This is a genomic window from Actinomadura chokoriensis, assembly GCF_041463665.1.
Classification (GTDB): domain Bacteria; phylum Actinomycetota; class Actinomycetes; order Streptosporangiales; family Streptosporangiaceae; genus Spirillospora; species Spirillospora chokoriensis_A.
Window position 1 is genome coordinate 32,247 of sequence record NZ_JAXCEJ010000003.1, and the last position, 14,666, is coordinate 46,912.

The 14,666-nt window shown below is 73.2% G+C and carries 18 protein-coding genes; 7 read left to right on the forward strand and 11 right to left on the reverse strand.

Features of this window, described 5'->3' with window-relative positions; translation table 11 throughout:
* The first annotated feature begins 126 nt into the window (after window positions 1–126).
* The gene (locus SM418_RS06345) at window positions 127–693 is read left to right on the forward strand and encodes an Rv1733c family protein (RefSeq protein WP_371939703.1); all 567 of its coding nucleotides are present in this window, start codon (window positions 127–129) and stop codon (window positions 691–693) included.
* Between the two features lie 121 nt (window positions 694–814).
* Here SM418_RS06345 and SM418_RS06350 read toward each other — a convergent pair whose 3' ends face one another.
* From SM418_RS06350 to SM418_RS06375, 6 genes are all read right to left on the reverse strand, one after another.
* Complete coding sequence (locus SM418_RS06350; RefSeq protein WP_371939704.1) at window positions 815–1,609, reverse strand: sigma 54 modulation/S30EA ribosomal C-terminal domain-containing protein; 795 nt, start codon at window positions 1,607–1,609, stop codon at window positions 815–817.
* A gap of 50 nt (window positions 1,610–1,659) precedes the next feature.
* Complete coding sequence (locus SM418_RS06355) at window positions 1,660–2,244, reverse strand: GNAT family N-acetyltransferase (protein ID WP_371939705.1); 585 nt, start codon at window positions 2,242–2,244, stop codon at window positions 1,660–1,662.
* Between the two features lie 16 nt (window positions 2,245–2,260).
* Entirely contained in the window at window positions 2,261–3,256 is a 996-nt protein-coding gene (locus tag SM418_RS06360; protein WP_371939706.1) for a phosphotransferase, read from the reverse strand.
* Window positions 3,253–4,341 carry a TIGR03857 family LLM class F420-dependent oxidoreductase gene (locus tag SM418_RS06365; protein WP_371939707.1) on the reverse strand — a complete coding sequence of 363 codons (1,089 nt, stop codon included), beginning with the start codon at window positions 4,339–4,341 and terminating at the stop codon, window positions 3,253–3,255. The genes SM418_RS06360 and SM418_RS06365 overlap by 4 nt, the downstream gene beginning before the upstream one ends.
* 294 nt (window positions 4,342–4,635) lie before the next feature.
* Window positions 4,636–6,102, reverse strand: coding sequence for a DEAD/DEAH box helicase (locus SM418_RS06370; protein WP_371939708.1), 1,467 nt, complete (start codon window positions 6,100–6,102; stop codon window positions 4,636–4,638).
* Window positions 6,103–6,322: 220 nt separating this feature from the next.
* The gene (locus SM418_RS06375; protein ID WP_067460243.1) at window positions 6,323–6,526 is read right to left on the reverse strand and encodes a cold-shock protein; all 204 of its coding nucleotides are present in this window, start codon (window positions 6,524–6,526) and stop codon (window positions 6,323–6,325) included.
* Window positions 6,527–6,794: 268 nt separating this feature from the next.
* Between SM418_RS06375 and SM418_RS06380 the strand changes: the two genes are divergently transcribed.
* From SM418_RS06380 to SM418_RS06390, 3 genes are all read left to right on the forward strand, one after another.
* Window positions 6,795–7,022, forward strand: coding sequence for a hypothetical protein (locus tag SM418_RS06380; RefSeq protein ID WP_371939709.1), 228 nt, complete (start codon window positions 6,795–6,797; stop codon window positions 7,020–7,022).
* 81 nt (window positions 7,023–7,103) lie between these two features.
* Window positions 7,104–7,448: an SPW repeat protein gene (locus SM418_RS06385; protein ID WP_371939710.1), complete on the forward strand. Its 345-nt coding sequence runs from the start codon at window positions 7,104–7,106 to the stop codon at window positions 7,446–7,448.
* 89 nt (window positions 7,449–7,537) lie between these two features.
* The gene (locus tag SM418_RS06390) at window positions 7,538–8,161 is read left to right on the forward strand and encodes a maleylpyruvate isomerase family mycothiol-dependent enzyme (protein WP_371939711.1); all 624 of its coding nucleotides are present in this window, start codon (window positions 7,538–7,540) and stop codon (window positions 8,159–8,161) included.
* A gap of 30 nt (window positions 8,162–8,191) precedes the next feature.
* Here SM418_RS06390 and fdxA read toward each other — a convergent pair whose 3' ends face one another.
* Window positions 8,192–8,548 carry a ferredoxin gene (gene fdxA, locus SM418_RS06395; RefSeq protein ID WP_371939712.1) on the reverse strand — a complete coding sequence of 119 codons (357 nt, stop codon included), beginning with the start codon at window positions 8,546–8,548 and terminating at the stop codon, window positions 8,192–8,194.
* Between the two features lie 97 nt (window positions 8,549–8,645).
* On the opposite strand from fdxA, the gene SM418_RS06400 reads away from it, so the two are divergent.
* The 3 genes from SM418_RS06400 to SM418_RS06410 all read left to right on the forward strand — a co-directional run bounded on the left by SM418_RS06400 (window position 8,646) and on the right by SM418_RS06410 (window position 10,643).
* Window positions 8,646–8,885 (forward strand): DUF2249 domain-containing protein, encoded by a 240-nt coding sequence (locus SM418_RS06400; protein WP_371939713.1) that lies wholly within the window; start codon window positions 8,646–8,648, stop codon window positions 8,883–8,885.
* A 100-nt stretch (window positions 8,886–8,985) separates the two neighbouring features.
* Window positions 8,986–10,140, forward strand: a complete 1,155-nt coding sequence (locus SM418_RS06405; RefSeq protein WP_371939714.1) for an NAD(P)/FAD-dependent oxidoreductase — start codon at window positions 8,986–8,988, stop codon at window positions 10,138–10,140.
* Between the two features lie 83 nt (window positions 10,141–10,223).
* The gene (locus SM418_RS06410; RefSeq protein ID WP_371939715.1) at window positions 10,224–10,643 is read left to right on the forward strand and encodes a cold-shock protein; all 420 of its coding nucleotides are present in this window, start codon (window positions 10,224–10,226) and stop codon (window positions 10,641–10,643) included.
* A 10-nt stretch (window positions 10,644–10,653) separates the two neighbouring features.
* Here SM418_RS06410 and SM418_RS06415 read toward each other — a convergent pair whose 3' ends face one another.
* From SM418_RS06415 to SM418_RS06430, 4 genes are read right to left on the reverse strand one after another with little or no spacing between them, the layout of a single operon-like run.
* Entirely contained in the window at window positions 10,654–11,889 is a 1,236-nt protein-coding gene (locus SM418_RS06415) for a low temperature requirement protein A (protein WP_371939716.1), read from the reverse strand.
* On the reverse strand, window positions 11,870–13,642 hold the full coding sequence (locus SM418_RS06420) for a ferritin-like domain-containing protein (RefSeq protein WP_371939717.1): 1,773 nt from the start codon (window positions 13,640–13,642) through the stop codon (window positions 11,870–11,872). The genes SM418_RS06415 and SM418_RS06420 overlap by 20 nt, the downstream gene beginning before the upstream one ends.
* A gap of 10 nt (window positions 13,643–13,652) precedes the next feature.
* Window positions 13,653–13,868, reverse strand: coding sequence for a hypothetical protein (locus SM418_RS06425; protein WP_371939718.1), 216 nt, complete (start codon window positions 13,866–13,868; stop codon window positions 13,653–13,655).
* A 9-nt stretch (window positions 13,869–13,877) separates the two neighbouring features.
* Window positions 13,878–14,654, reverse strand: a complete 777-nt coding sequence (locus tag SM418_RS06430; protein WP_371939719.1) for a methyltransferase domain-containing protein — start codon at window positions 14,652–14,654, stop codon at window positions 13,878–13,880.
* Window positions 14,655–14,666: the final 12 nt, after the last annotated feature.

Here is a 14,666-nt window from a genome sequence, read left to right on the forward strand (position 1 = left end):
CTCCCTCCTGCCAGTCTGCGCGCGGCGCGGCCTGTCCAGAAGGGGACCAACGTCCCCGCGCGCGGGACCGGCGGGCCCTGCCGGGGTTCTTTGCGCACCGATTACCGTCGAGGGGAAGGAGGAGTGATGGAGAGGCTCGGACACGTCCGCCGCCGGTTCGGCTTCGACCGCAACGACCTGCGCCGCACCGTCGACCGCCGCCAGTGGGCCGTCGGGGCCGGCGCCGCCGTCCTGTTCGCGGGTCTCGCGCCGCCGGCCTCCGTCGCGGTCGCCGTCCAGTCCTACCGGACGGGCGTCGAGGCCGAGCAGCGGCAGGCCGCGTACCACCGCGTCGAAGCCCGCGTCACCCGGGTGAAGCCGCGGGAGGGCGCGGGCGTCCGGCGACCCTCCGCCGAGCTGGCCTGGACGTCCCCCGACGACCGGCCGCACACGGCGGTCATCCCGGCGGACACGTCCGTCAAGCCCGGCACGAGCCACCGGATCTGGGTGGACGGGTCCGGCGCCCTGGTCCGGGCCCCGCGAACCCGCGCCGACACCGTCGCGACCACGACCGTGAGCGGCACCATGGCGGTCGCCGTGGTCGGCCTGCCGCTGCTGGCCGTCTACTTCTCCGCCCGCCGCCGCTACGACCGCCGCCGCGAGGCCATGTGGGACGAGAGCTGGGCGGCCCTGGCCCACCGCGAGACCTTCTGACCCGGGGCCCTGCTGGTTCGGGCCTGCTGTTCCAGGCCTGCTGTTCCGGCCCGCAGTTCCGGGCCTGCCGGTCGCATGGAAGAGCCGCCCCACCTGCCGGTGGGGCGGCTCTTCTCCGCGGCTACGGCATGGCCTCCAGGAGACCGTAGTGGCCGTCGTAGCGGTGGTAGAGCACCTTGCCGCGCCCGGTACCGGCGTCCGCGAAGAACACGAACGGGAGCCCGAGCGCCTCCAGCCGCTCGACCGCCTCCCCCTCCCCGATGCGCGGCGCGGGGTGCGGGCTGACGGTCAGCGGGATCGCCACCGGCCCCTCGCGGTCGGCCTCGCGGTCGGCCTCGCGGTCGGCCTCGCGGTCCGCGAGCGCGATCCGGTAGCCGCCGTCCGCACGGTAGACGACGGCGTCCTGACCGGTCTCGGCGTCGGTGAACAGCCAGAAGTCGTAGTCCATGAGGTCCATGTCGAAGGCGGCCTCGTCCGGGGTCTGGGTGTCGGCCGCGAACGTCTTGCGCCGCACGATCTCCCGCTCGCCCGGCGGCCGGACGTGGCGGGCGGGCCGGTGCGCGTGCCGCCCGGCCTTCGGGGCGCGGGACGCCTCGCGCCGCCCGCCGATCCGCTCGAACCGGGCGCGCAGCAGGTCGGGCAGCAGGTCGATGGCCTCCTGCATCGTCGGCGCGGCCGCCTGCACCCGCACGGGGCGCCCGTTGACGTCGACGTTGGCCTGCGCCATCGCCGGGCGCTCCACCGCGGGGTCGGGCGCGGTCGCCAGCTTGACGCGGGCGAACAGGACCGGCTCGGGCGCCTGCCGGAACGCTGCCGCGACCTTCTCCCGGGCGGTCTCGGCGAGCCGGTCCGGGACGTGGCCCCTGACGTCGAAGACCGCGTCGGGAGCGTCCTGCAGATTCCTCACGTGCACCATGCGTCCCCCTCATTCCGTCTTGCCTCCACCTTCCCGCCGGGGGGCGCGCGTCACCAGGGACGAACGTCCGTCCCGGGAAGGACCTTCGCTGCCCAGCCGGCGGCGGTGATCCGCCAGAGGACGTGGCGGCGCAGGCGGTGCCCTTCGTCGACGAGGGGGTGGTCGAAGTCGTCGGAGGGGTCGTGGGACATGCCGATGCGCTTCATGACGGCCTGGGATCTGACGTTTCCCAGGCTGGTGAAGGAGACCACCTCGTCCAGGGCCCGGTCGTCGAAGGCGAAGCCGAGCGCGCGAAGGGCGGCCTCGGTGGCGTAACCACGGCCCCAGGCGGAACGGGCGAGGCGCCAGCCGATCTCCACGGCCGGGGTGAAATGGGCGTGGAAGCGCGGTACCCACAGACCCGCGAACCCGATGAACTCGCCCGTGCCGGCGACCTCCAGGGCCCAGAAGCCGAACCCGTTCTCGTCGAAGCGCTCCTCGATCCGGTCGATCAGCGCATCGCTCTCCGGGCGGCTCAGCGGCGCCGGGAAGTGCTCCATGACCTCCGGGTCGGCGTTCAGCGCGGCGAACGGCTCGCGGTCGGCGTCCTTCCAGCGGCGCAGGAGGAGGCGGTCGGTACGCAGTGTCACAGCCATCGGCCGACCCTACTCGTCACGGTACGGCCGAATGGTCGCGGATCGCGGCGCAGGCACGGGCGGTCATGGCCAGAAACATGGCGTCGCCGCGCTCGGTGGGGGTTCCGTAGGCGCAGCCCAGGACGATGATGAGGGGGGCTTGCAGGAGGGCGAAGCGGTAGTCGTCCCAGCAGAGGTCGAGAGAGTAGTCGCGGACACCGTGGCCTAGAAGTGCCCGGTGATAGTGGGCGACGAGGTCGCGCTCATGGGCGCGGCGGTCGGCGACCTTGAGGCTGGTCGCAAGGAAGTAGGACAGGTCGCGTGCGGGCAGCCCGATGGTGAGGGTCTGCCAGTCGACGGTGACGGGCACGCCTTCCGGTGGAAAGAGCAGGTTGTCGAGCCGGTAGTCGCCGTGGACGAGCCCGAAGCGCTCGGAGCGGTCGATCAGCCACGAACCGATGGCGCCGACCGTGCTCCGCAGCGTCTCCCTGTCTTCGGGGTAGAGCCGGTTGGGGAAGCGGTCGATGAAGATCTCGACGGCGGGGCCGTAGACCTCGGCAAGGGTCGCCGCGTCCGAGGCGGTCGGGCGGGTCAGCCCGTCGACGTCCAGGAGGGACGCGTCGCACCAGCGGGGTCCGTGCAGCCCGGCGAGGCCGGCGACGCAGTCCCGCGCGTGCCGCGCCGAGCAGCCCGCGAGCTGGTCGCCCTGCACCGCCGGGGCAAGGTCCTCCAGGAGCAGGACGAACTCGAAGGTGTCGGGATCGATCTCGGCGTGGTGGCAGTGCGGTGTGCGGATGGCGACCGTCCCGGCGATGTCGCGGTAGAAGAGCACCTCGGTCCGGTAGGTGCCGCCGAGCATGGCGCGGGCGGCGGGGTCGGCCAGGGGGAGCTTCGCGACGAGTCGGGGCGGGGCCCCGACGCCCGCCAGGCTCAGCCGGTACACCGAGCCGATCTGCCCGGTGCCGATCGGCTCCATGGTGACCTCGTCCACCCGGCGGTTCAGGACGCCGCCGAGCCACGGCGCGGTGATCAACGGCGGACCCGTCCGGGGTTGCGGGGAAGGCCGTCGAAACCGTCCGGCCGGACGCGCCGGTAGGCCTCCAGCACGGGGGCGAGTTCGGCGGGCGTCGCGCCGTGCAGGATCACGCCGTCGGCGCCCGCGTCGAACTGGTCGAGGACGCGGGCCGCGCACCGCTCGGGCGACCCGGTCGCGGACGCCGCGAGCCATTCGCGCGGGATGAGGTCCGCGACATGCCGCAGATCGCGGGTCGTCCCGATCACGTCGAACGCGCCGGGGTAGCCCGCGACGAGCTCGTCGGCCCGGAACCGGTCCAGGACCGCCGGGTCCCAGCCGTTGACCCTGACCAGCAGGTCGCCGTACCCCTGCAGGTAGGTCGCGAGGCGGCCGACGAGCTTGCGCAGGCGCGCCTCCTCGTCCAGGTGCTCGCCGACCGTGGCCAGCACCGACCAGACGCGGACGGACGCGGGGTCGCGCCCGGCCTGGTCCGCTCCGCGCCGGACGGCGGCCACGGCCTTCGCGAGAGTCCCGTCGGTGAAGAAGGTGTGCAGGACCACGCCGTCCGCGACCCGTCCGGCGAACTCGAGCGTCCGCTCCCCCATCGCGGTGAGGATGACCGGGATGTCCTCGTCGAAGGACGGGTCCTGGCTGAGGTAGGGGAACTTCCCGGCGGGCCCGTCGTGCCCGACGACGGCCTCGCCGCGCCACAGGCGGCGCAGGACGCCGATGGCGTCCTCGAGCTGCGCGGCGGTGACGCGGGGCAGGCCCATGACGTCGAAGAGCATGTCGAAGCCGCGGCCCAGCCCGAGCGCGAACCGTCCGCCGGACAGCCGGTGCACGGTCGTCGCGAACGTCGCGGTCAGCAGCGGGTGCCGGGTGTTGTGGTTGGTGGCGGCGGTCGCGATGCCGATCCGCTCGCTCACCGCCGCGGCGGCGCCGGAGAGCGCGGCGGCCTCCTTGGTGGTGAAGCGCTCGGACAGGAAGACCGCGCCGAGGCCCAGCCGCTCGGCCTCGGCGACCTCGCCGAGGAGATCGCGGGGGCTGGCGGAATGCCCGGCGAGCCCGTAGCAGCCCAATTCGGGGAGATCGGCGCTCTGCACGATGTGGAATCTAGTCTGGACAGTTGTCCACAATCAAGGGCGGACGGCCCGGGTGCGGACGGGCGGGGGCGGCGCCACGCCGTAGACCGTCAGCCAGATCGCCCGGGCGAGGGTCGACCTCCTGCACTCGTGATTCCTGGACCCCGCAATCAGCTGGGACCCTGCCACCGGACGCAACGCCAACGACGAGCCGCTCCTGGCTACCGTGCCGGCCGGCCCAACCTGTTCGACACCATGTGACCGGCCCGGCGCCAGATCCCGGTGCTCACCGAGATCTGGCCCGGGCAGGAGGCGTCAGGAGTTCAGGGAGGACGCGCGGCGCCGCGGCCTGCGCTCCTGGGTGGTGGCCCGGGCCTTCCCGGCCTTCCCGGCCTTCCCGGCCTTCCCGGCGGGCGCGGCGGGCGCGGCGTTGCGCGGCTTCCGTCCTGGGGCGGTGCCCGTGGCGGCGGCGCGGACCGGGGTCCGGGCACCGGTGATCCGGGCCAGTTCAGGGTCGCCGGGGCGCACGCTGGCGGTGCGCGGGGTGATGCCGGCCTTGGCCATCAGGTCGTTCATCTCGCGGCGCTGGTCGGGGAGGACGAGGGTGACCACCGTTCCCGTGCGTCCGGCCCGGGCGGTGCGTCCGCCGCGGTGGAGGTAGTCCTTGTGGTCGGCGGGCGGGTCCACGTTGACGACGAGATCGAGGTCGTCGATGTGGATGCCGCGCGCGGCGACGTTGGTGGCGACCAGCACGGTGACGTCCTCGGTGTGGAAGCCGTTCAGCGCGCGGTTGCGCTGCGACTGCGTCTTGCCGCCGTGCAGCGCGGCGGCGCGTATGCCGCGGGACGTCAGCTTGCGGACCAGGCGGTCGGCGGCGTGCTTCTTGCCCACGAACATGATCACTCGGTCGGCGCGGGCCGCGATGTGCGCCGTCGTCTCGTGCTTGTCGGTGTCGGTGACGTGCAGCAGGTGGTGTTCCATCGTGGCCACCGCGCCCGCCGGCGGGTCGACCGAGTGGGTGACCGGGTCGCTGAGGAACCTCCGGACGAGCTGGTCGACGTTACGGTCGAGCGTCGCGGAGAACAGCATCCGCTGGCCGCCGCGCGGGGTCTGCTCCAGCAGCCGGGTGACCTGCGGCAGGAACCCCATGTCGGTCATCTGGTCGGCCTCGTCCAGCACGGTGATCCCCACCTCGCCGAGCCGGCAGTCGCCGCGCTCGATCAGGTCGGCGAGCCGCCCGGGGGTGGCGATCAGGACGTCCGCGCCGCTCTTGAGGGCGCTCGCCTGGCGGCCGATCGGCAGGCCGCCCACGACGGTGGCCAGCCGCAGCCCGACGGCGTCCGCGTAGGGTGCGAGCGCGCCGGCGACCTGCTGGGCGAGTTCCCTGGTGGGCACCAGGACCAGGGCCGAGGGCGCGCCGGGCCCGGCGCGGTGGCCGGCGGTACGGGCGAGCACCGCCAGGCCGAAGGCGAGGGTCTTACCGGAGCCGGTTCGTCCCCGGCCGAGGACGTCCCGGCCGGCGAGGGCGTTCGGCAGGCTCGCGGCCTGGATGGGGAACGGGGCGGTCACTCCCTGGCGGGCCAGTGCCGCCAGGAGCGGCGCCGGCATCCGCAGGTCGGAGAACGACTCGACCGGGGGCAGCGGCGCGGTGAGGGTCTCGGGAGGACCGGACTCGGCCGCGGAGCGCTGCGCCGGACGGCGGCGTCCGGCGGCGCGGCGGGAGCGGGAGGGGCGGGAGGAGCGCTCCGGGGCGGCCGGGCTGGGGATACGGGAGATGGTCAAGCCTTCCTCGAAAGCGGTGCGTGTCGAGGAAGTGCTCCGCGGGCGCGGAATCGCGGCCAGGGGCCGGACGAACAGCTCTCAAGACGAACCGGGACTGAACCCGCGGTGCTCTCGCAGCGGGCCGGGCGGGGGCGAGACGCGCCCCGCCGGAGACGGTGCCGTGCGGGCACCTCGCACAGCGGGCGGGCTCCGGGGAGCCCGCCCGCCGTCCGTTCGGCGATCAGGCGGGGACGATGTTCTCCGCCTGGAGGCCCTTCTGGCCCTGGGTGACGTCGAACGACACCTTCTGGCCCTCCTGGAGCTCACGGAAGCCCTGGGCGGCGATGTTGGAGTAGTGGGCGAAGACGTCGGCGCCGCCGCCGTCCTGCTCGATGAAGCCGAAGCCCTTTTCCGCGTTGAACCACTTGACGGTGCCGGTGGCCATGGTCGTTCTCCTTCTGGTCGGTCCCGGGCGCACACCTTGCACGGCCGGGGACGCCGCGATGGCCCATCCGGAAAATCCAGAGCAACAAAAAATGCGCCTGCTGAAGTTTGATCCGCAGGCGCATGCACATGTCTTGGGAACCGCAACTTTTCCGACCGTACCACATGGCCCGCGGTACGGAGGCGCCATCCGGGATCCACTGTGATGATTTCCATACCGCCTGCCGAAGACGGCCCCCCAACGTCCCAGGTGAGCGCATACTGCAAGGGTGAAATCCACCGAACCCTCCCGCCGGCGGCACCTGCCCACCAGCCCCTTCAAGCCGCCGCCCGCCGCCCCGCCCGCGAAGGAATTCGCGCCCGAGGACCGGGTCACCCACGACAAGTACGGGCTCGGCCGCATCCTGGAAGTCCAGCAGGGGCACTGCGTCCTGGTCGACTTCGGAGCGCAGAAGGTCAAGGTCCTCGCCCCCTTCACCAAGCTCTTCAAGCTCTGAGACCCCGCAGGCTCCAGCGTCCGACCCGATCGTCGGCGCGCCCGTCCCGCGGCCGCGGCGGAGACGCCCGTCGCGCAGGGCGTGCACGGCCTCATCGCCCTCACCGGCCTGTACCTGGCGGCGTCCCCCTGGATCGTCGGGTTCAGCGGGCTGACCGACCTCGCGATCAACAACCTCATCATGGGGGTCGCGCTGACCCTGCTGGCCGCCGGCTTCGCGTCCACCTACGGCCGCACCCACACGATGTCTTGGGTGGCCCCGGTCGTCGGGATCTGGACGATCATCGCACCCTGGGCGGTGGCCGGTGACATGTCCACGACCTCGACGGTCTGGAGCAACGTCGTGACGAACGTCGTGACGGGGGCGATCACGGTCGCCCTCAGGGCGGCGGCGATGGGCGTGGCGGTCATGCGCAAGAAGGTCTAGCCCGACGTCCGGAGTACGGGTCCGGGCCGGCGGCCGCCGGCCCGGACCCGCGCTTGCGCGCCTCCGGTGCATGGGTTACCCAGAAGGGCATGGATCTCAAGTCGTTGGCGCGTGACGAGCGAACGGATTTAGCGGATTTCCTGGAGACGCTCTCGCCGGAGCAGTGGGACGCCCCGACGCTGTGCGGAGAATGGCGCGTGCGGGACCTCGTCGCCCACCTGGTGAGTTACGACGATTTGAGCCTGCGGGACATGGCCGGGCGGTTCGTGAAAGGGCGCTTCACGCTCGATGGGGCCAACGACGTGGGTCTCGCCGAATACGGCGGCCGCACGAGCGGGGAACTGCTGGCGCTGGCGAGGAAGCACGTCCGGCCGGCAGGGGTGATGGCGTGGTCCGGGGGCGTCGTCGCGCTGACCGGCGGCGTCATCCACCATCAGGACATCCGGCGCCCCCTCGGGCTGCCGCGCGAGATCCCGGCGGAGCGCCTCGTGGCCGCGCTGCGGGGCGCGCTGAAGGTGCCGGTCTTCGGCGGTGCCCGGCGGGCGCGGAGGCTGCGGCTCGTGGCGACCGACCTGGACTGGTCCAGGGGGTCCGGGCCGGAGGCGAGGGGGTCGGCCGAGGCGATTCTCATGGCCATCGCCGGACGGCCGAGCGCCGTCGGAGAACTGTCCGGGCCGGGGCGTGAACTGCTCGCCGAAAGGGTCGCGCGCTGAACGCGGCGGTGGACCTCGGCTGACCACCGGTCAGGCCCTGGCCGCCCCCTCCGGCTCCGGATGGGCGGCGACCAGGGGGGTGTCGACGCCCACCGCCCCGAGCTTCGCGGCACCGCCGGGCGTGCCGAGTGGCTCGTCCCTGCCGGGCAGCGCCTCGGCGAAGAACCGCGCGTTGTCGTCCCGGTAGGGCTCCAGCGCAGCGGGCAGGTCGTCCTCGTAGTAGATCGCCTCCACCGGGCAGACCGGCTCGCACGCGCCGCAGTCGACGCATTCGTCCGGATGGATGTAGAGGGAGCGCTCGCCCTCGTAGATGCAGTCGACCGGGCACTCGTCGACGCAGGCGCGGTCCATCACATCGATGCACGGCTCACCGATCACGTAGGTCACGACGGGCCTCCTCGGTCACGTTGTCGCGCCCCCTATTTTGCACTAGTCTCCTTGTATAAACAAATTATCCTTGGAGAAACAGGCGAGGGAGACCGACATGACCGCTGGGGACCGCCCGCTCGACGTCCGCGCCGAGGCGCCCGCGCGCCGCCACGAGCTGATCTTCGAGACGTGGGCCTCGCTCGGCGCGGGCGAAGGCTTCGTGCTCGTCAACGACCACGACCCGAAGCCGCTGTACTACCAGTTCGCCGCCGAGCACGCCGGCGCGTTCACCTGGGACTCCCTGGAGGAGGGCCCGGAGACCTGGCGGGTCCGCATCGGCCGCACCGCCGCCTAGCCGCGTTTCGACAACCGTCTCTGTAGAAAATTCGGAGCCGGGTCCGGGCGGGCGGCCGGAGGGTATGGCCGCCCGGCGGCGGGGCTGCGATCCTGGACGCGTGCGCATCGTCATCATCGGCGGCGGGATCATCGGCGCCGCGCTGGCCGACCGGCTCACCGGCGGGACGGACGAGGTGACCCTGGTCGAGCAGGACCGGCCGGGCGCCGGCGCCTCGGGCGCGAGCTTCGCCTGGCTCAACGCCAACGATCCGGGCGACCCCGCCTACCATTCGCTGCGCGTCGCGGCGCTGGGCGCCTGGCGGCGCCTGGCCGGCGAGTTCGGCGACCCCGGCTGGTTCCGCATCACGGGCAACACCGCCTGGGCCGACACCGACCCGGTCAAGGCGGTGCTGAGCGAGCGGGTCGCGCGGCTGTCCACCCTCGGCTACGCGGCGACGCTGATCACGGCCGATCGGCTGCGCGACATCGAACCGTCCCTGCGGCCGCCGGCCGGTGCGGTCATCGCGCACTACCCCGGCGAGGGGTACGTGCACGGCCCGGACGCGGTGGCGGCCCTCCTCGGCCGCGCCCGCGACGCCGGAGCCCGGCTGGTCACCGGGACGCCGGCGACCCGGCTCAACCTTCGCGGCGAGCGCGTCACCGGCGTCCGGCTCGGCACCGGCGATGACCTTCACGCCGACCTCACGATCTGCGCGGCGGGCCGGCACAGCCCCGCCCTGCTCGCAAGCGCCGGCGTCGTCCTCCCCCTGGTGGACGCCGAGGCGGCCGGGTCGTCCGCCCCCGGTCTCACCGCCACCACGACCCCTGCCCCCGGGCTTGTCAACGGGGTCGTCCACTCCCCCGGCCTCGACCTGCGCCCCACCCCCGGGCAGGGGCTCGTGCTGGAGGCCGCCGACCTGGACGACGCCACGGACCTCACCAGCTCGCCGGCCGAACTCGACGCCCGCGCCGCCGAACTGCTCGACCGCGCCCGCTCGCTCATCCCCGGCCTCACCGCCCGGATCGAGAAGGTCCGGCGGTGCGTCCGGCCGCTCCCCGCCGACGGGCGCCCGCTCGCCGGCCGGCACCTCCCCGGCCTCTACACCGCCGTGACGCACAGCGGCATCACCCTCGGCCCGCATCTGGCGGATCTCATCGCCGCCGACCTTCGCGACGACGAGCCGGCCCTGGCCCCTTACCGCCCTGGCCGGCCAATTCGGGCCCAATTGGCATCGGCGCACGCCGGGCCGCTCTTTGGCTACTCTGGAGGCTGAAGGCCGAGACGGCGCGGCGCCATCGTGATACATCCGCGCATTTCGGCGGTAGCTGATGCAGGTGTTCGGTGAAGGATGTTGTCGTGGTACATGTGGGCAGGATCGCGCGGTTCGACGAAGTTCGCGGTTACGGATTCATCACCCCCGACGAGGGCGGTCCCGACGTCTTCGTCCACGTGAATGATCTGAACGACGACAAATCTCTGATCACCACGGGAACGTCGGTCGAATATGAGCTCATCGACGGCGAGCGGGGGCTGAAGGCGTTCGACGTCAGCGTCATCGGCGACCGCGGCGTCCCGGCCGGAACCGGCAGCGGCACCGGCCGGGTCTCCCCGTCCGACGACGATGTCCTCTGCGACGTCCTCACCACCTCGGAACTGCGCATCGAGCTGACCGAGCTGATCCTCGACACCGTGCCCGAGCTGACCGGGGCGCACCTGGTCAAGCTGCGCGAGGGGCTGCTGGCCTTCGCCCGCAAGCACGGCTGGAGCGAGGACTGACCCGCAGGCCCTACGCCGGGCTCCGGGCCCTCCCCCAGCCGATGGTGAAGGCGGTCAGCAGGACGCAGATCGCGGCGAGCGCGGCGATCACGGCCGCGACTCCGATGTGCGGCGCCGCCGGAGGGAGCAGCAGGACGGCGGTGACGCAGGCCGCGACCGCGACGGGATGGGCGAGCGGCTCCGCCGCGATCGACGCGTGGACGAGCCAGAGCATCCCGAGGAAGACGCTGAGCGGGATCGCGACCGCGTAGCAGACCGCCGCGGGCGAGGCGTGCGGCCCGTGCCCGGTCTGCTCGACCGCGACCTCCAGTCCCGCGCCGAGGGCCGCGAGGGCGGCGAAGATGCCGTAGTGGCCGTATCCCCACAGGTAGGAGCGGTGGCGGCGGCCGGTGAGCCCGTCTCCCGCGGGCGCCAGGAAGTAGAGCCACCAGAGGGCGAACAGCATGACGAGCCCGGACACCGCGATCACCAGGAACGGGCTGCTGATCTCGGCCTTCTCCAGCGCCCCCGCGACGCCCCGGGTCGCGGCGAGGACGCTCTCGCCGAGCAGGATGATCGTGAAGAGGCCGTACCGCTCGGCGATGTGGTGGGGGTGCCAGGTGGTGGGCGCCGCCCGCTCCGCCCAGGGCGGCACGGCCAGTTCCAGGACGACCAGCGCCGCGAACGCCGGCACCTGGGCGGACGGCGGCAGGGCGCCGGTCTCGGCGAGCAGCAGGCGGAGCAGCCACCCCGCCTGCAGGACGCCGATGCCGGCGGCGTAGCGCAGCGCGGTGCGGCGGCCCGCCGGGTCCTCCACGCCGGCCCGCACCCACTGCGCGACGAGCCCGACCCTCATGACGACGTAGCCGAGGGTGACGCCCCGGTAGTCGGAGTGGTCGGCCGCGGCGGGCACGCCGGCCGCGAGGACCAGCACGCCCGCCATCTGCACCATGGTCAGCAGCCGGTAGGCGACGTCGTCGGTGTCGTAGGACGAGGCGAACCAGGTGAAGTTCATCCAGGCCCACCAGATCGCGAAGAAGACCTGGAGGAACGGGACGAGCCCGGCTGCGCCGTGCCCGGCGGCGAGGTCGTGCGCGAGCCACGCCGTGGCGGCCGCGACCGCGACCACGAAGGTCAGGTCGAACAGCAGCTCCAGCGGGCTCGCGGCACGGTGCCGCTCGTCGATCGGGCGCGCGCTCATCCGCACCCGGACCCGGATTCCGGCGCCCCCCGGCGGCACGGTCCGGTCAGGCTGTGCGCTCGTCACGGAAACCGATCTCCCGGTGGGTGCCGTCGCACAGCGGCTTGTTGCCCGAACGCCCGCAGCGGCACAGCGTCACCCGGTTGCGGGCCTCCAGCGGCAGGCCGTCCGACCGGACGACCGGCACCTCACCGGTGACCCACAGCGCGCTGGCCAGGCCGTCCTCCTCCTCCAGGACGGAGACCGCCTCCGGCAGGTCGGCCTCGACGGTCGCCCCGCCGCGTTCCAGGGCGTAGCTGTAGGACCCGGACGGGCAGTGGTCGATCCGTCCCATGATGTTGGAGCGCACGTCGCTGTCCTCGGTGTCGGCGAGCATCGCCGCGATCGGCCGGGTGCGCCCGATGCAGAAGGCGGCGTGGATGCACAGCTCCCCGACCCGCTGGGCCGAGATGCCCACCCCGTCGTGGACGTGCTGCAGTTCCGCGTAAGGGCGGAGGCCGGCGGGCTCCGTCCCGTCGAAACCGATCAGGGCGTGCGTTCCGTCGCAGAAGGGCTTGGACTTCGAATGGCCGCAGCGGCACAGCGCGTAGGCGTCCTCGGTGGGCAGGTCCTCGCCCGTCTTCCAGGTCAGTGCGTCGTTCCCCGCCGAGACGATCTTGCGCTTGCGGCGGAGCGGGACACCGCCGTACACGATGTAGGGGCCGTCGCGGAGCACGACGACGCGCCGCTCCTCCCCAATGGTCCAGCCGCGCGACTCGGGCGGGACGTATGCGAACGTGGGGCCGGCGGTCGTCCCGCCTTCGTCGGGCATCCGCATCAGAGCCTCGGCCTGCGCCTTGAGCGCGTACATGGTGCCGGTCGCGACCGCGAGCATGGACGGGCTGCCGTTGAACGTCTGCTCCAGCAGATGCAGGACGGCGCAATAGGTGTGGTCGAACTCCTCCTGGGCCGTGCGAATCGCGCTGCCGGGGGGATGGTCGCCGGGCCGCGGATCGCGTCTCATCGGGCGGACGCCCTCGAAGTCCACGCGGACCTCTTCTCCGGTCGGCCCGGATTGCGGGGTGTCGCCGCGCCGGTACCGCCGTCCGGCCTTCAGTTCCTGAAAACGGTAGTAGTGCGCGACCTCGTCCCGTTCGGGGTGGAAGACGTCCCGGTCGCCGTCCCAGACATCGCCGCGGGCGGTGCCCTCGCCCTGCTCGACGATCTCCTTCAGCGCGGCCAGCGCCGACGCGAGACCGTCGACCGCTATCAGCCGCCCGGCGCTGTTGCGGAAGTGCGCGGACGTCACCTGGCGGGCCGGGTCGCCGCAGAACACCTCCCGTTCACCGAGCCGCTCGCACAGGTGGCGCAGCCCCTCCTCGACCGCGTCGTAGAACTGCCCGATCGTCTCGTAGCCGTCGTCCTCCGCGGGCGCACCGGGGGGCGCCGGCTTTTCGATCCGGAGGAACGTCTCGATCGCCTCCGCGCCGAAGGGGACCAGGGACAGCTCCAGGGAGGGGTCGCCGTGCGGCAGCGGCCGGGGATGCGGCGGAAGCATTCCCGGAAAGTCCAGCCGGGGCCGTCCGCCGACCGCGTTGAGCAGGTTCGCGGCCAGCGCCAGATGGAGCATCTCCTCGGCGAAGACACTGCTCACCACCTGGACGGCGTCGGGGTTCCGCTCCGGGTCGAGCGAGTAGAGTGCGCACAGGTACGGCGGCAGGGTCGCGTGCTCCAGTTCGATCGCCCACTGCAGGTGCTCGCGGAGACTGTCGAGCGTCGTGATCCGCGCCGGGCGGGCGATCCCCGCGGCGGTTCCGGCTGTGGTTCCGGGCGTGGTCATGGCCTGCGGGTTATTCATGGCCGCCTTCCAGTGCCTCGGCCGCACCGAGAAGGTTGCGGAGACCGACCTCGTCGCGCTCGGCGTCCGTCGGGTCGAACAGCCATTCGGCGGCCGGCGGGCCGGCGGCCTCCTGCGCCGCGCGGCTCGACTCGACCAGGGTCAGTTCCGCCTCGATCTCGACTTCGAGTTCGACCTCGAAGCCGCGATCGCCGTCCGATGTGCTCACTTGTTCTCCTCACGTGATGGGCGCCCGGCGGAGCGGGCGGCTGACGGCGTGGACCAGTTGCATCGACACCTGCCCGGAGGCGAGCAGGCGGGAGAGCCGCTCGCCCTGGTCGGCCGCCAGCGCGTAGGCGCGGTCGCCGCGATGCCGGGCGGCCACGACCGCGGCGACCCGCTCGGCGCGGCGGGTCCAGGCGAGCGGCGTGCCCGCGGGCCGGTCGATCTGTTCGACCAGGTCGAGACCCGCGGCGTCGAGCAGCGCGGCGAGTTCGCGCTGGGTGGGGAAGTGGTTGCCCTCCGGGGCCGCCCGGACCCGGCGGCCCCGCGCGACGACCACCAGCAGCCCGAGCGAGGCGCCGGGCGCCAGGACCCGCCGGATCTCGCCGAGCAGCGCGGCCTTGTCCCGGACGGTGTCCAGCACACCCAGGCACCAGGCGGCGTCGGCCGATCCGGCGCGGAGCGGGATCCGCGTGCCGTCCGCGGTGATGACCGGCAGCCCGAACAGCCGGGCGGCGGCCCGGCACGCGGCCGGCATCGGCTCCAGCAGGATCGGCCGGACCCCGAACCGCCCGGCCGCCCAGGCCGCCGGGCCCCCCGCCCCGGCGCCGACGTCCAGCAGCCTCGTCCCCGGCGTCAGCTCGCACGCCTCGGCCAGCCAGGCCAGCGCCGCCGGGTTGGCGCTGCCGCGGCACGCCGCCGGGATCGCGTGCCGCTCCCCCAGCGTTTCCACGGCCTCCGCCGTCCAGCCGGCGACGTCATCGAACTCGGCGACCATCGCGGGCGCGGTCACGGCGGAATCCCC

What these genes read in the sequence shown, in the direction of transcription:
- SM418_RS06345 (WP_371939703.1), top strand. Translation starts at nt 127, where the DNA reads ATGGAGAGGCTCGGACACGTCCGCCGCCGGTTCGGCTTCGACCGCAAC.
- SM418_RS06350 (WP_371939704.1), bottom strand. Translation starts at nt 1,609, where the DNA reads ATGGTGCACGTGAGGAATCTGCAGGACGCTCCCGACGCGGTCTTCGAC.
- SM418_RS06355 (WP_371939705.1), bottom strand. Translation starts at nt 2,244, where the DNA reads ATGGCTGTGACACTGCGTACCGACCGCCTCCTCCTGCGCCGCTGGAAG.
- SM418_RS06375 (WP_067460243.1), bottom strand. Translation starts at nt 6,526, where the DNA reads ATGGCCACCGGCACCGTCAAGTGGTTCAACGCGGAAAAGGGCTTCGGC.
- SM418_RS06390 (WP_371939711.1), top strand. Translation starts at nt 7,538, where the DNA reads ATGGATCTCAAGTCGTTGGCGCGTGACGAGCGAACGGATTTAGCGGAT.
- SM418_RS06400 (WP_371939713.1), top strand. Translation starts at nt 8,646, where the DNA reads ATGACCGCTGGGGACCGCCCGCTCGACGTCCGCGCCGAGGCGCCCGCG.
- SM418_RS06420 (WP_371939717.1), bottom strand. Translation starts at nt 13,642, where the DNA reads ATGACCACGCCCGGAACCACAGCCGGAACCGCCGCGGGGATCGCCCGC.